Source organism: Ruegeria haliotis (assembly GCF_013377785.1).
GTDB lineage: Bacteria > Pseudomonadota > Alphaproteobacteria > Rhodobacterales > Rhodobacteraceae > Ruegeria > Ruegeria haliotis.
This window is the reverse complement of record NZ_JABXWT010000016.1, coordinates 42,591-58,267: the sequence shown is the minus strand read 5'-3', so window position 1 is coordinate 58,267 and position 15,677 is coordinate 42,591. Positions and strand designations below refer to the sequence as shown.

Sequence of the window (15,677 nt, the reverse complement as noted above, 5' to 3'; positions counted from 1 at the left end):
CTAAACCGATGAGGATATCATGCCCTCTTCAAGTTCTTTCTTCCCGCAGTCCGAAGGTCCCGCAATTATCAACGGAACCGATGGTAATGACCGTCTGAATGTGTTCGAATTCGAATTCTCCGAGATCAATACCGGCGCTGGCAACGATTTGGTCCGCAGCTTCTTTGCGAGCGACGATGTCATCAACACAGGCTCCGGAAACGACATTGTGGATGCGGGTGGTGGCGATGATGTGATCGACGCAGGCACTGGCGTTAACCAGGTGTTCAGCGGCTCCGGAGCAGACACTTTTGTCTTCAGCAGCGAGTTTTTTTTCAGCAACAACAACCTCACATTTGTCGGCGATCTTACCGCCGAAGATCAGATTGACCTGTCTGCTGCGAATATCTCGTTTGCCGATCTGGAATCCAACGGCGACGGTGTTCTTAATAACAGTGACGACAATGTCCGTGACGATGGCACCAGCATCTACCTGGAATTTGGTAACAATGACATCGAGCTGTACAATCCCGATGACAGCCTGCCGGAGCTAACCGAAGATTTGTTCCTGTTCGCCTGATGCAGCGATTGTCAGCCTCTCGGGACTGACATCGGCGCCTCCGGGATCACCCGGGAGCGTTTTTCAATTGTCGTGATATTCGGATACTGCATATCGGCCAGTCTAAAATGTCGATTGTTCGCGGTATCAGGGCTGCCTATCTGAACCTTGTCCCCAAAAGGAACAAACAAGGAAACGTCGGGGAATTCGCCCCGATCTGAGAAAGGAATTATGACATGGCACATACAGCAACGCTGACACAAGGCGGCTTCAACCTGAGCGCCCGCATTGCGAACCTGATCGAGCGCGTGAAAGAAAACCGCGCCCGGGCGAGCGAATACAACCGCACATACACCGAGCTTCAGCGTCTGAGTACTCGTGAACTGGACGACATCGGCATCCGCCGCTGCGACATTGCGGACCTCGCGCGCGAGCACGCATACTGTTCGTAAGTCGATTAAAGCGATCACCCACCCAAAGGCGCCATTTGGCGCCTTTTTTGTTTTTCGACTTTGCTGACGTGCCACAGGTTGTCCTATTTTTCGCACGGCCCGTTGCGAAATCGCCTGTTTTGAGTCAAGTGCTGACTATTGGCCTAAGACGGTCGCTGCCAAAGGCGGGAAGGGCTGGAAATCGTGCGTGAGTATCAGATCGGTATGCTCTGGGTCGATGGACCGCTGAGTTTTCTCGAGCAGCTTTGCATCAAATCCTACCTGGATGTGGGGCAGGCCGTGCGGTTGTACACCTATGGCAACGTCACTAACATTCCTGATGGTGTGGAACAGCGCGATGCACGAGAGGTTTTGCCAGACACCGAATTTGTCACCCATGACCGCACGGGAAGTCCGGCGCCGCATTCTGACAAATTCCGGTACAGAATGCTGGCACAAGAGACGGGTCTGATCTGGGCGGATACAGATGCATATTGCATCAAACCGTTTACGACACCCAACGGGCATTATTACGGGTACCTCCAGTCAGAGGTCGCTATTGGTGTTCTGGGTCTGCCGTCGGATTGTGAGACGCTGGGATTGCTAATTGAATATACCGAAGACCCTTTTCTGATCCCACCTTGGCTGCCAGCACGACACAAAGCACTTCTGTTGGAGGCGCAAGAGGCGGGAAACCGGCAGAACGTGCCAGAGACGATCTGGGGTGTTTGGGGGCCTCAGGCTTTCGCTTGGGCTCTGCACCAGACAGGTGAAATCAAGTACGCTCTGCCCGAGCATATTTTCTACCCAATCAGCTACACGCGCCGTCGGGCCATGGCACGGCCCAACGCGAATGTTCAGCCGTATATCAAAGATGATACGGTTTCGATCCATTTTTATGGACGTCGGATGCGGGCCTTCATAGGGAATCGGTTTAACGGTATCCCCGATCCGGACAGCTTGATCGGTCGACTTGTATCGAAACATGGTATCGACCCGCATGCAGCGCCTCTTTCGCTTGAGGCGTCAGAGACAGACGACGCCAAAGAAGCCGGGGACTGACCTCGGCCATAGTCTGTGGGCTTGTCAAATGAATGCAACGGGCCTATACGCCTGCGGTGGCTTTTTGCCCGTAAGAATCAAAACCAAGAAATGCCGCGTTTGACCCATCACGCTTCGGGGGTCATATCCGGCTAAGGAGAAGCGAAATGAAACTGAATGAATTGCGCGACAATCCAGGCGCCACACCGAAACGGACCCGCGTTGGCCGCGGCCCCGGTTCCGGCAAAGGTAAAATGGGTGGCCGTGGTATCAAAGGGCAGAAATCCCGTTCGGGTGTGGCTATCAACGGCTACGAAGGTGGCCAGATGCCGTTGTACCAGCGCCTGCCCAAGCGTGGGTTCAACAAGCCGAACCGCAAGGCATTTGCTGTTATCAATCTGGGCCTGATCCAGAAGTTCGTTGATGCCGGCAAACTGGACGCCAAGGCTGCGATCACCGAAGATGCGCTGATCGCATCCGGTCTGGTGCGCCGCAAGCTGGACGGCATCCGCGTTCTGGCCAAGGGCGAAATCAGCGCGAAGGTGAATCTGGAAGTGACCGGAGCTTCGAAAGCTGCTGTTGAGGCAGTTGAAAAAGCGGGCGGTTCACTGACGGTCACAAAAGCTGCTGCGGCAGAGTAAGCGCTTGTGAGCGGGCCAAGACCCGCTTACATAGACCTCAGAGTTTTCCAAGACGCCGTCCGAGCCGGAAAACGGTTCAGGGCGGCGTTTTCATAAGAGAGACCGATTTATGGTATCAGCAGCAGAACAAATGGCAGCCAACACAAGCTGGGCTGCCCTTGGCAAGGCCACCGATCTGCGCAACCGCATCCTGTTCACGCTAGGTTTGCTGATCGTCTATCGTCTGGGCACTTTTATTCCGGTGCCGGGGATCGACGGTGCAGCCTTGCGCGACTTCATGGAGCAGGCGGGGCAGGGCATCGGCGGCATGGTTTCGATGTTCACCGGCGGGGCGCTGGGGCGGATGGGCATCTTTGCCCTTGGTATCATGCCCTATATCTCGGCCTCGATCATCATTCAGCTGCTGACCTCGATGGTTCCCGCGCTCGAACAGCTCAAGAAAGAGGGCGAGCAGGGGCGCAAGAAGATCAACCAGTATACCCGTTTCGGCACCGTGGCGCTGGCCACAGTTCAGGCCTATGGTCTGGCTGTTTCGCTGGAATCTGGCGATCTGGCGACCGATCCCGGTCTCTATTTCCGCATGTCGACCATGATCACTCTGGTCGGCGGTACCATGTTTTTGATGTGGCTGGGTGAACAGATCACCGCGCGCGGCATCGGCAACGGTATCTCTTTGATCATCTTCGTTGGTATCATTGCCGAAGTTCCAGCTGCTCTGGCGCAGTTCTTTGCTTCGGGCCGTTCAGGCGCAATCAGCCCGGCCGTGATTGTTGGCGTGATTGTTATGGTCATCGCGGTCATCACCTTCGTGGTGTTCATGGAGCGTGCTCTGCGCAAGATCCATATTCAGTACCCGCGTCGTCAGGCTGGCATGAAAATCTACGAAGGCGGTTCCAGCCATCTGCCCGTCAAGGTTAACCCGGCAGGTGTGATCCCGGCGATCTTTGCAAGCTCGCTGCTGTTGCTTCCGGTGACCATCTCGACCTTCTCGTCGGGGGCCGCCAATGGTCCGATCATGTCATGGTTGCTGGCCAACTTCGGTCCCGGTCAGCCGCTTTACCTGCTGTTCTTCGCGTCGATGATCGTGTTCTTTGCCTATTTCTACACGTTCAATGTTTCGTTCAAACCGGACGATGTGGCGGACAACCTGAAAAAGCAGAATGGTTTTGTGCCGGGTATTCGTCCAGGCAAGAAAACAGCCGAATATCTGGAATACGTGGTTAACCGCGTGCTGGTTCTGGGGTCGGCCTATCTGGCCGCTGTATGTCTGCTGCCGGAAATTCTGCGCGGTCAGTTCGCCATTCCGTTCTATTTCGGTGGCACCTCGGTTCTGATTATCGTCTCAGTGACCATGGACACGATCCAGCAAGTTCAGAGCCATCTGCTGGCGCATCAATACGAAGGCCTTATCGAAAAGTCCCAGTTGCGTGGTAAGGGGAAGAAACGTACCAGAAAGGGACCTTCTCGTAGATGAATATCATTCTTCTTGGCCCCCCGGGGGCAGGCAAAGGCACGCAAGCGCGTTACCTGGTTGAAACCCGCGGCATGGTGCAACTGAGCACCGGAGACATGCTGCGCGAAGCCAAGACTTCGGGCACAGACATGGGCAAGAAGGTTGCCGCCATCATGGATGCGGGCAAACTGGTTACTGATGAGATCGTGATTGGCCTGATTGAAGAGAAACTGACCACCGAAACGGGCGCTGGTTTTATCTTTGACGGCTTTCCCCGCACACTGGCACAGGCCGATGCGCTAGCAGCCCTGCTGGCTAAACTGGGCCAGTCACTGCACACGGTGATCGAAATGCGTGTGGACGATGACGCGCTGGTGGATCGGATCACCGCACGCTCGACCTGTTCGGGCTGTGGTGAGGTCTACAATGACAAGACCAAGCCGATCCCAGCCGATGGCCGCTGCACCAATTGTGGTGAGCAGAAAGAGTTCACTCGACGCGCCGACGATAACGAAGACAGCCTGCGCACGCGCTTGATGGAATACTACAAAAAGACCTCGCCGCTGATTGGGTATTACTATGCCAAAGGCGATCTGCGCCCGGTTAACGGGCTGGCAGACATCAGCGAAGTAACAGCATCGATCGAGGCGGTTCTGGGCTAAATATGAAATGGGCTTGACGGCGTAGCCAAAAGCCCATATCGACCCCCATCCCTTTGGGGAATCAAGATCGCAGACGGGATTCGTTCTGTTTGCCCCGACCACCTCGTACAAATGCTGGATCCTCTGGCGTCACTGCCAAGATCAAGTGTTGTGAAAAAAGGTTCCGGAGCTACGGAACCGCAACGAAAAGGAAAGTGACACGTGGCACGTATTGCCGGCGTAAACATCCCGACTGCAAAGCGGGTTCCAATCGCCCTCACATATATCACCGGTATCGGCAACACCTCGGCGCAGGCGATCTGCGAAGCCGTGGGCATCGACGCGACCCGTCGCGTCAATGAACTGTCGGATTCCGAAGTTCTGGCCATCCGCGAACATATCGACGCAAACTTCACCGTTGAAGGTGACCTGCGTCGCGAAGTTCAGATGAACGTCAAGCGCCTGATGGATCTGGGCTGCTATCGCGGTCTGCGCCATCGCCGTAACCTGCCCGTTCGCGGTCAGCGTACCCACACCAACGCTCGTACCCGCAAAGGCCCCGCAAAGGCCATTGCTGGCAAGAAGAAATAAGGAGGGTCTGACCGATGGCACGCGAAAAGACTCGTACCAAGAAAAAAGAGCGCAAGAATATCGCATCGGGCGTCGCCCATGTGAATTCGACTTTCAACAACACCAAGATCCTGATCTCGGACGTGCAGGGCAACGCCATTGCATGGTCGTCGGCAGGAACCATGGGGTTCAAAGGGTCGCGTAAATCTACTCCGTATGCTGCTCAGATGGCTGCGGAAGACGCAGGCAAGAAAGCGCAGGATCACGGCGTCAAGACACTGGAAGTCGAAGTTCAGGGCCCCGGTTCGGGTCGTGAATCGGCACTGCGCGCGCTGGCTGCAGTGGGCTTCAACATCACGTCGATCCGTGACGTGACGCCGATTGCTCACAATGGCTGCCGCCCGCCGAAGCGCCGCCGCGTCTAAGCGATATTATTACTGAGCTGGGGCTGTGTTTTTGCACGGCCCCGGTTCGCCGTTTTGAAACCTCGGGCGTCTGCACCTGATTGGTCATGGGGCGCAGACAGGAATGGAGGGATTACATGATCCATAAGAATTGGGCAGAATTGATCAAGCCGACCCAGCTGGATGGTAAGCCGGGCAACGATCCCGCACGTCAGGCAACTCTGGTCGCAGAACCGCTGGAGCGTGGTTTTGGTCTGACTCTGGGCAACGCCCTGCGTCGCGTTTTGATGAGCTCGCTGCAAGGCGCGGCAATCACCAGCGTTCAGATCGACAACGTCCTGCACGAGTTCTCGTCTGTCGCGGGCGTTCGTGAAGACGTCACTGACATCATCCTGAACCTCAAGCAGGTTGCCCTGCGCATGGAAGTCGAAGGTCCCAAGCGCCTGTCGATCAATGCCAAAGGCCCCGCAGTTGTCACCGCAGGCGACATCAGCGAAAGCGCTGGTATCGAGGTTCTGAACCGTGATCACGTCATCTGCCACCTGGATGATGGTGCCGATCTGTTCATGGAACTGACCGTCAACACCGGCAAAGGGTATGTCTCGGCTGAGAAGAACAAGCCCGAAGATGCACCCATCGGCCTGATCCCGATCGACGCGATCTATTCGCCGGTCAAAAAGGTTGCCTATGACGTTCAGCCGACCCGTGAAGGCCAGGTTCTGGACTATGACAAGCTGACCCTGAAGATCGACACCGATGGTTCGATCACGCCTGAGGATGCACTGGCTTTCGCTGCGCGCATTCTGCAGGATCAGCTGTCGATCTTCGTCAACTTTGACGAGCCGGAATCGGCTGGCCGCCAGGACGAAGACGATGGTCTGGAGTTCAACCCGCTACTGCTGAAGAAAGTGGACGAGTTGGAACTGTCGGTCCGTTCGGCAAACTGCTTGAAGAACGACAACATCGTTTACATTGGCGATCTGATCCAGAAGACCGAAGCCGAGATGCTGCGCACCCCGAACTTCGGCCGCAAGTCGCTGAACGAGATCAAAGAAGTGCTGTCCGGTATGGGTCTGCACCTCGGCATGGATGTCGAGGATTGGCCGCCCGACAACATCGAAGATCTGGCAAAGAAATTCGAAGACGCGTTTTAAACGCGTCTTCCCCAATGCCCGGGCTGCCGGGGACTATATGGGCAATTCCGCCCCAAGGAGAGCCGGTGACCCGCATCGCCGGACAGACAAAGCAAAAGCTGAAGAAGGAACTAGAAAATGCGTCACGCACGTGGTTATCGCCGCCTGAACCGTACTCATGAGCACCGTAAGGCTCTGTTTGCGAACATGGCTGGCTCGCTCATCGAACATGAGCAGATCAAAACAACTCTGCCCAAGGCAAAAGAACTGCGCCCGATCGTTGAAAAACTGATCACGTTGGGCAAACGCGGCGACCTGCACGCCCGTCGTCAGGCTGCATCGCAGTTGAAAGAAGACAAAGACGTCGCCAAGCTGTTCGAGGTTCTGGGCCCCCGCTACGCGGAGCGTCAGGGCGGTTACATCCGTATCATGAAAGCCGGCTTCCGGTATGGCGACATGGCCCCGATGGCGATCATCGAATTTGTTGATCGTGATCTGGACGCCAAGGGCGCGGCTGACAAAGCCCGCGTTGCTGTTGAAGAAGCGGCAGACGACGCAGAATAAGAATTGGCCACCTGGCCTTTTTGAAACCTCCGCTCGGGCTCGGGCGGAGGTTTTTTTGTCTTTATAGCCTGCTGAGCTTTGCCCGTTGTCGGTTACGTAAAAGTGCTGGGCCTATGCGCCCATGTGCGGGGCGCTCTTTTTGTAGGCTTTCACTGTTGCATCTGCGATCACCGTTGTGATCAATGCTCTGGTGGCTGAGGTCATCGCGAGGCGCGGGCGCTCTCTTGCATTCCCGGGCTGAGCTTCGCATATCCTTGGCCAACCCCGAACGGAGCCCTTATGATACGCGCAATTCTGACCGTTATGCTGTTTTCTGTCGCCACACAGGGCGCCAGTGAAACCCGTGTACCGCAATCGCCGTCTGAAATTTCGCTGGGATTTGCGCCTGTCGTGAAACAGGCAGCCCCTGCAGTTGTGAATATCTATGCCAAGATCGTCCGTCAGGGCCGAGTGAATCCGTTTTTCTCGGACCCGTTCTTCCAGGATTTCTTTGGTGGAAGTTTTGGAAAGCCCCAACCGCGGATTCAAAACTCACTGGGGTCCGGTGTGATCCTGTCGGGCGATGGCTATGTCGTGTCCAACTACCACGTGGTTGGTACGGCAACTGAAATCCGCGTTGTCACAACCGATCGGCGGGAGTTTTCCGCCAAGGTCATTCTGGGGAGTGAGGAAAGCGATATTGCAATACTCCGGCTGGAGGACGCTGATGATCTGCCATACCTGAGCTTGCGAGATTCTGATCATGTCGAAGTGGGCGAGTTGACACTGGCTATTGGCAACCCGTTTGGCGTGGGGCAGACGGTGTCGTCGGGCATAATCTCGGGTCTTGCGCGGACAGGTACGGCGACGGGCAATGCGCGGGGATACTTCATCCAAACTGATGCCGCGATCAACCCCGGTAATTCCGGAGGCGCGCTGATCGACGTGAATGGCGATCTGATCGGGATCAACACCTCGATCCTGACCCGCTCGGGAGGATCGAACGGGATCGGGTTTGCGATACCGGCCAATCTGGTCGCCGAATTCCTGCGACAGGCAAAGTCAGGAAACGATCACTTTGTCAGCCCCTGGGCAGGAATGGCTGGTCAACACATGAGTGCCGACATAGCCGAGTCTCTTGGGTTGGTTATCCCACTCGGCGTAGTGATTTCCGACCTGCACGATCTGAGCCCGCTGGCTGAGGCTGGCCTCGAGGTTGGCGATGTCGTGACACATGTGGACGGGGACGAAGTCAACTCGCCCGCAGAAATGAAGTTCCGCATGTCCGTCGCCGGAGTTGGTGGCACTTCAGTCTTGACGCGGCTCAGAGGTGAAGAGAGCGCAGAGGTCGAGGTCGCCTTGATCAAAGCCCCTGAAACCCCGCTGGCAGAGGAAACCACTCTGGACGAAAGCACCGTTGTCCCGGGTCTGACCATATCGCGGATCAATCCGGCCGTGATCACCCGTCTGGGGCTGTTGCTGTCGCAAACCGGCGTTGTCGTGGTTGATCCCGGGCCTTACGGAGGACGTGCAGGTTTGCGGGTGGGGGATGTTTTGCGCAATATTAATGGCACAGAGGTGCAGAACCCCAGTGATGTGAAAAACGCCCTGATCGATCCGGGAGGCCGGGTGCAGATGGATGTGTTGCGCGGCGGGCAATCCCTGTCTCTACGGTTCCGGCTGTAACCCGTGAGTGATCTGTTCGATACCGGCGCATCCGAGCCTGCAATGGCCCCGCACCGCCCGCTGGCCGACAGGTTGCGACCGCAAACCTTGGCTGAAGTTATCGGGCAGGAACAGGTTCTGGGTCCGGATGCTCCGCTGGGCGTCATGCTGGCGTCGGGCAGCCTGTCCAGCCTGATTTTCTGGGGGCCGCCGGGTGTTGGCAAAACGACGATTGCTCGTCTGCTTGCACAAGAAACCGATCTGAAATTTGTTCAGATCAGCGCTATTTTTACTGGCGTGCCTGACCTGAAGAAGGTGTTCGAGGCCGCAAAGATCCGTCGTCAGAACGGGCAGGGCACCTTGCTGTTCGTGGACGAGATCCATCGTTTCAACAAGGCCCAGCAGGATGGGTTCCTGCCGCATATGGAAGACGGCACCATCCTTCTTGTGGGCGCGACGACTGAAAACCCTTCGTTTGAACTGAATGCCGCGGTTCTCAGCCGGTCGCAGGTATTGGTGCTTGAACGATTGAGCCTGAGTGATCTGGAAAGGTTAACCCAGCGCGCAGAGAAAGAGATTGGCCGCGCCTTGCCATTGGCGCCGACTGCACGTGATGCCCTGCATGAAATGGCCGACGGGGATGGGCGTGCGCTGCTGAACCTGATCGAGCAGGTTGCGGCGTGGAAAGTTGACGTGCCTCTTGACACTGATGCGTTGTCTACGCGGTTGATGCGCCGCGCGGCAAAGTATGACAAATCCGGTGATGAGCATTACAACCTGATTTCGGCGCTGCACAAATCTGTCCGTGGCTCGGACCCGGATGCAGCGCTCTATTGGTTTGCACGGATGCTGACGGGCGGCGAGGATCCTCGGTTTCTGGCGCGTCGAATTACGCGCATGGCGGTTGAGGATATTGGGCTGGCCGACCCACAGGCGCAAGCAATTTGCCTGCAATCGTGGGAGACCTATGAACGGTTGGGCTCGCCCGAGGGTGAACTGGCTTTGGCGCAGGCGCTTGTCTATCTGGCGTTGGCGCCGAAGTCCAACGGGGCTTATGTGGGCTACAAAGCGGCGATGAAGCTGGCTAAGCAGTCAGGCAGCGAACCGCCCCCGAAACATATCCTGAATGCGCCAACGTCGTTGATGAAGGATCAGGGTTATGGTTCAGGCTATGCCTATGACCATGATGCCGAAGACGGATTTTCCGGACAGAACTATTTTCCGGAGACCATGCAGCGGCCGGTTTTGTATCAGCCTGTCGAACGGGGGTTTGAGCGTGAGTTGAAAAAGCGCCTGGACTACTTCGCCAAGCTGCGCACACAGCGAAACGGCTAGGTGCGCAAGGTCAGATACCTGTGTCGCCGTGTAACCGACGACAGGCGAGGCACCAGCGATTTCCCCCGGGGCAGAGAGAACAGCTCAAGAAACCTCATGGGTTTCATTTGAGGACACCGGAGATGTCGCACACCTTGACTCTTGGCGCTGTGCGCGCGACAGACACGATAGTTTTCTAGGATACTGGCAAAGGTGCAATTCGGGCGGGACAGTCGCACGGTGCAAGGGGTAATGGCATGAGTGGCGTGCAGATGATTCCGGTCGCAGAGGGTGACGGCGACCAGCGTGTGGATCGCTGGTTGCGTCGTCTGTTCCCACATGTCAGCCAGGGTCGCATTGAAAAGATGTGCCGTAAGGGCGAGTTGCGCGTTGATGGCAGCCGGGCCAAAGCTTCGACACGGCTCGAGGTTGGTCAGATGGTCCGCGTACCGCCTCTGCCGCATGCGGATAGCAGACCTGCTGAGGTAAAGCCGCGGGTTTCGGACGCCGACGCCAAGATGATCCAGTCCTGTGTGATCTACCGTGACGATCATATTCTGGCGCTCGACAAACCCCATGGTCTGCCGGTGCAGGGCGGTAGCGGTCAAACGCGCCATGTGGACAGCCTGTCCGAAGCTTTGCGGTTCGGCTATGATGAGAATCCGCGGCTGGTGCATCGTCTGGACAAGGATACATCCGGCGTTCTGCTGATGGCCCGCACACGTGAAGCGGCCAAGGGATTGACGGCTGCTTTCCGTCACCATGACACGCGCAAGATCTATTGGGCGTTGGTCGCGGGTGTGCCCACGCCTTATCTGGGTGAAATCAAAACGGGTCTGGTCAAGGCGTCGGGGCATGGCAAACAGGGCGAGGGGGAAAAGATGCTCCCTGTGCATTTGGCTGACATGGGCAGCACACCGGGGGCCAAACGTGCTCACACGCTCTATGCTACGCTATATCGTGTGGCCGGTCGGGCAGCATGGGTCGCGATGGAACCAATCACCGGGCGCACGCATCAATTGCGCGCGCACATGGCTGCCATCGGGCATCCGATCATCGGCGACGGAAAGTACGGCGGCTCGGGTCAGGAGAATCTGGGCGATGGATGGGGCGCACAACTGGGTGGGATCATCAGCAAGAAACTGCACCTGCACGCGCGGCGCCTGTCCTTTCAGCATCCGATAACCCGCAAGCCGATCACCGTGATTGCACCGTTGCCAGAGCATATGAAACACAGCTGGGACACCTTCGGCTGGACTGAAGATCTGGCAACGGATGATCCGTTCGAGGCACTGCAATGACCGCACCCCTGCGGTTGGTTCTGTTCGATGTCGATGGGACGCTGGTCGACAGCCAGGGCAGTATTATCCAGGCGATGACCGCCAGTTTTCAGGCGGCTTTGCTGCCGGTACCGGGGCGCGAGGCGATCCTGTCAATCGTGGGACTGTCTCTGCCGATTGCGCTTGCACGGCTAGCACCGGATCAATCTGGTTCGGTTCAGGCCGATCTGGTGGAGGGATACAAACAAGCCTACAATGCCCATCATCTTGAAAATGGCGCGGCCAGTTCTCCGCTCTATCCCGGCGCGTTGGAGGCCATCGAAGCCTTGCATGGGGTTCCCGAAGTTCTTTTGGGCGTGGCCACAGGGAAGTCGCAGCGTGGTCTGGATGCGTTGATCGAGGCGCATGGGCTAGAGCGATATTTTGTGACCCGTCAGGTCGCGGATCATCATCCGTCGAAACCGCATCCGTCCATGGTTCAGACCGCGCTGACGGAAACCGGGGTGCACGAGACACATGCGGTGATGATAGGCGACACGAGTTATGACATGGACATGGCTGCGGCTGCCGGGGTTGCCGGGATAGGTGTGTCCTGGGGGTACCACGACCGTTCCGTTCTGACTTCGGCCGCATGTGTGATTGAAACGTTTGACCAGTTGCCTGCCGCACTGGCCAATATCTGGAACTAAAGACATGAGCGACTGGAAACCGAAACGCTTTTGGACTGAATGCGCCGTGGTCGAAACCGATGCAGGCTGCACGGTCGAACTGGATGGTCGCCGTGTGAAAACCCCAGCCAAGGCTGCACTGATTGTACCGACCCGCGCCATGGCCGAAGCGGTTGCCGCGGAATGGCACGCACAGAAAAAGCAGGTCGATCCAGTCTCCATGCCCTTTACCCGTTCGGCCAATGCGGCAATCGACAAAGTGCGGGTTCAACATCGCGAAGTAGCCGACATGCTGGCCGGTTACGGAGATTCAGATCTGCTGTGTTACCGGGCTACACACCCGAAAGAACTGCAGGATCGCCAATCAGCCGAATGGGATCCCGTATTGGATTGGGCTGCGACTGCTCTGTCGGCGCGGCTTGTGCCGGTCGCTGGTGTGTTGCATCAGCCGCAACCGGATGCGGCCTTGGCCGAGTTGAGCCGACGCGTACACGCGTTGGATGCGTTCCAGCTGGCGGCTTTCCACGACTTGGTCAGCCTGTCCGGGTCTTTGATTCTCGGGTTTGCGGCTGCCATGAATTGGCGCAAACCAGACGAGATATGGCGCATTTCGAGACTGGATGAAATCTGGCAGACCGAACAGTGGGGTCATGACGACGAAGCCCATGAGGCCGCCGAAATTAAGAAAACGGCGTTTTTGCACGCAAAGAGCTTCTTTGATCTATCTGTTTGATCCTTCGTGGCCTGAAAATAGCGAATATGTGCAAAAACCTATGGGGTTGACCCATCGTTTTCGCTGATCCTACCCTTGACGTTTGTTTATGAATGCGACCAAACTCATGCCCACTAAAGGGGAGACACCTTTGGGGTAACCTTTCTGGTGCCAAAGGTGCCGGATAGAACCGTCTCTGGAGAGGGACGGAAAATCAGGAAGAGGTAAAAATGAAAAAATCCGTAATCTTGGGCGCGGCAACAGTTGCCGGTCTGGCCGCTAGTGCAGCTGTGGCGGGAACTGTGGACGACGTCAAGGCGCGCGGTACGCTGAACTGCGGTGTGACCACCGGTCTGGTCGGCTTTGCAGCGCCCGACGCAAATGGGGAATGGCAAGGCTTTGACGTTTCACTGTGCCGTGCCGTTGCCGCAGCCGTACTGGGCGACGCGAGCGCGGTCGAGTTCGTGCCGACCACTGGCAAAACCCGCTTCACCGCTCTGGCCTCAGGCGAAATCGACATGCTGGCCCGTAACACCACCTGGACCTTCAGCCGCGACGTTGACCTGAAGTTCGAATTCATCGGCGTCAACTACTATGACGGTCAGGGTTTCATGGTTCCCAAGGCACTGGGCGTCAGCTCGGCCAAGGAACTGGACGGCGCAACCGTCTGCATCCAGACCGGCACCACCACCGAGCTGAACTTGGCCGATTTCTTCCGTGCCAACAATATCAGCTACGAGCCGGTTCCGATCGAAACCAACGCCGAAGCGCAACAGCAGTACCTTGCAGGTGCCTGTGACGTTTACACCACCGACGCATCGGGCCTGGCCGCAACCCGCGCCACGTTCGAAAATCCCGATGAGCACGTCCTGCTGCCCGAAATCATCTCGAAAGAGCCGCTGGGCCCGCTGGTCCGTCACGGCGATCACGAGTGGGGCGATGTTGTCCGCTGGACTTTGAACGCACTGGTTTCGGCTGAAGAGCTGGGCGTAACGTCGGCCAATATCGACGAGCTGAGCGCTGGTACAGACAACCCGGAAGTGAACCGTCTGCTGGGTACCGAAGGTACGCTGGGCGAAATGCTGGGTCTGGACGCCAACTGGGCAGCAAACGCGATCAAAGCGGGTGGTAACTATGGCGAAGTGTTTGCCAAAAACATCGGTGAAGAAACCCCGATTGGTCTGGCACGCGGCCTGAACGCCCAGTGGACCGATGGTGGTCTGCTGTACTCGCCGCCGTTCCGCTAAGACATAAATGGAAAAGGGCGCAGGGCAACCTGCGCCCTTTTTCGATCAATAAGAAACACGCCCGTATAGATTGAGCCGAGATCAACTCTGCCTGAAATACGGGATGTCACGGGGATATACATAGGTCATGACGACTCTTACTGACCCGCCGAAGGAGCACTTCCGGCTGTCCATGCTCCTTTACGATACGCGGTACCGATCTGCGACCATTCAAGTCATCGCACTGATCGGTTTCATGCTTCTGGCAGCCTGGATCATTTCGAATACAATTCAGAACCTTGAGGCGCTGGGCAAGCCGGTCGAGTTTGGCTTTTTCGGCGAAGCGGCAAGCTACGACATCAACCAGCGCCTGCTAGAATACAACTCGCGCGATAGCCATCTGCGCGCCGCCTTTATCGGCCTGCTGAACACGCTGGTTGTGGCAGTTCTGGGCTGTATCACAGCCACGATCATCGGCGTTCTTGTCGGTGTTCTGCGCCTGTCCAAAAACTGGTTGGTTGCGCGGGTCATGACAGTTTACGTCGAGATGTTCCGTAACGTTCCGGTGTTGCTCTGGATCGTTCTGGCCATGGCCATTCTGATCGAAAGCCTGCCAGCGCCGAGAGCCTTCCGGGGCGACGAGCCCGAAGCGACGATGAAGTTGTTCGATTCTGTCGCGATTACAAACCGGGGCGTCTATGTTCCTGATTTTCTGTTCTCGCGCAGCCTGGGTGACATCCATCTGTTTGGCACCTCAAGCCTGCGTTTCGATATATCGTTGGATCTGGTCGCCGTTCTGATCGTACTGGCGGGTAGCATCTTTGCCATGCGTAAGGTTTCGGCATTCGCGGCTGCCAAACAAGAGTCGACCGGTGATCGTCCGACCATCTGGTACATTCAGTTGGGTATTCTGTTTGCCCCGATGGTAATCCTTTTGACTGCTTTGGGCTGTCACTTGGGGTACCCGGAACTGACAGGGTTCAACTTCAAGGGTGGTACTCATATGCGCAACTCGTTGATTGCGCTTTGGCTTGCCTTGTCCTTGTATACTGCCGCTTTCATCGCTGAAATTGTGCGAGCCGGTATTATGGCGATCTCCAAGGGTCAGACCGAGGCCGCGTCGGCATTGGGTTTGCGTCCGGGTCGTACCATGCGGCTGGTCATCTTGCCGCAGGCGCTGCGGGTGATTATTCCGCCGATGATCTCGAATTATCTGAACCTGACCAAGAACTCGTCGCTGGCGATTGCCGTGGGATACATGGACATCACCGGGACTTTGGGTGGCATCACCATGAACCAGACCGGTCGCGAACTGGAATGCGTTCTTCTGCTGATGCTGGTCTACCTAAGCATCAGTCTCAGTATCTCGGGTGTGATGAACTGGTACAACAATCGTGTCAAACTGGTGGAGCGGTAA

At 56.8% G+C, this 15,677-nt stretch carries 17 protein-coding genes; all 17 read left to right on the top strand.

Annotated elements, in window-relative coordinates; all coding sequences use genetic code 11:
• The first annotated feature begins 19 nt into the window (after positions 1-19).
• The gene (locus HW561_RS19460; RefSeq protein ID WP_176867036.1) at positions 20-559 is read left to right on the top strand and encodes a hypothetical protein; all 540 of its coding nucleotides are present in this window, start codon (positions 20-22) and stop codon (positions 557-559) included.
• Positions 560-774: 215 nt separating this feature from the next.
• Positions 775-990, top strand: coding sequence for a DUF1127 domain-containing protein (locus tag HW561_RS19455; RefSeq protein WP_176867035.1), 216 nt, complete (start codon positions 775-777; stop codon positions 988-990).
• 183 nt (positions 991-1,173) lie between these two features.
• Positions 1,174-2,031 (top strand): hypothetical protein, encoded by an 858-nt coding sequence (locus tag HW561_RS19450; protein ID WP_328803309.1) that lies wholly within the window; start codon positions 1,174-1,176, stop codon positions 2,029-2,031.
• A gap of 146 nt (positions 2,032-2,177) precedes the next feature.
• Positions 2,178-2,651, top strand: coding sequence for a 50S ribosomal protein L15 (rplO, locus tag HW561_RS19445; protein ID WP_176867034.1), 474 nt, complete (start codon positions 2,178-2,180; stop codon positions 2,649-2,651).
• A 109-nt stretch (positions 2,652-2,760) separates the two neighbouring features.
• Positions 2,761-4,125, top strand: a complete 1,365-nt coding sequence (gene secY / locus HW561_RS19440) for a preprotein translocase subunit SecY (protein WP_176867033.1) — start codon at positions 2,761-2,763, stop codon at positions 4,123-4,125.
• Positions 4,122-4,766 (top strand): adenylate kinase, encoded by a 645-nt coding sequence (locus HW561_RS19435; protein ID WP_176867032.1) that lies wholly within the window; start codon positions 4,122-4,124, stop codon positions 4,764-4,766. Before secY ends, HW561_RS19435 begins: the two co-directional genes overlap by 4 nt.
• 201 nt (positions 4,767-4,967) lie before the next feature.
• A complete protein-coding gene (gene rpsM, locus HW561_RS19430; RefSeq protein ID WP_176867031.1) occupies positions 4,968-5,336 on the top strand; it encodes a 30S ribosomal protein S13 in 369 nt (122 codons plus the stop codon).
• Between the two features lie 14 nt (positions 5,337-5,350).
• Entirely contained in the window at positions 5,351-5,740 is a 390-nt protein-coding gene (rpsK, locus tag HW561_RS19425) for a 30S ribosomal protein S11 (protein WP_037311698.1), read from the top strand.
• A 116-nt stretch (positions 5,741-5,856) separates the two neighbouring features.
• A complete protein-coding gene (locus HW561_RS19420; RefSeq protein WP_120633992.1) occupies positions 5,857-6,873 on the top strand; it encodes a DNA-directed RNA polymerase subunit alpha in 1,017 nt (338 codons plus the stop codon).
• A 117-nt stretch (positions 6,874-6,990) separates the two neighbouring features.
• The gene (gene rplQ, locus HW561_RS19415) at positions 6,991-7,416 is read left to right on the top strand and encodes a 50S ribosomal protein L17 (RefSeq protein ID WP_176867030.1); all 426 of its coding nucleotides are present in this window, start codon (positions 6,991-6,993) and stop codon (positions 7,414-7,416) included.
• A 279-nt stretch (positions 7,417-7,695) separates the two neighbouring features.
• A complete protein-coding gene (locus HW561_RS19410; RefSeq protein ID WP_176867029.1) occupies positions 7,696-9,081 on the top strand; it encodes a trypsin-like peptidase domain-containing protein in 1,386 nt (461 codons plus the stop codon).
• Positions 9,082-9,084: 3 nt separating this feature from the next.
• Positions 9,085-10,395, top strand: coding sequence for a replication-associated recombination protein A (locus HW561_RS19405; protein WP_176867028.1), 1,311 nt, complete (start codon positions 9,085-9,087; stop codon positions 10,393-10,395).
• Positions 10,396-10,631: 236 nt separating this feature from the next.
• Positions 10,632-11,675, top strand: a complete 1,044-nt coding sequence (locus HW561_RS19400; protein WP_176867027.1) for an RluA family pseudouridine synthase — start codon at positions 10,632-10,634, stop codon at positions 11,673-11,675.
• Entirely contained in the window at positions 11,672-12,343 is a 672-nt protein-coding gene (locus HW561_RS19395) for an HAD-IA family hydrolase (protein WP_176867026.1), read from the top strand. Before HW561_RS19400 ends, HW561_RS19395 begins: the two co-directional genes overlap by 4 nt.
• Before the next feature lie 4 nt (positions 12,344-12,347).
• The gene (locus HW561_RS19390) at positions 12,348-13,055 is read left to right on the top strand and encodes an ATP12 family chaperone protein (RefSeq protein ID WP_176867025.1); all 708 of its coding nucleotides are present in this window, start codon (positions 12,348-12,350) and stop codon (positions 13,053-13,055) included.
• Between the two features lie 209 nt (positions 13,056-13,264).
• A complete protein-coding gene (locus tag HW561_RS19385) occupies positions 13,265-14,281 on the top strand; it encodes an amino acid ABC transporter substrate-binding protein (RefSeq protein ID WP_176867024.1) in 1,017 nt (338 codons plus the stop codon).
• Between the two features lie 127 nt (positions 14,282-14,408).
• Complete coding sequence (locus HW561_RS19380) at positions 14,409-15,677, top strand: amino acid ABC transporter permease (protein ID WP_176867023.1); 1,269 nt, start codon at positions 14,409-14,411, stop codon at positions 15,675-15,677.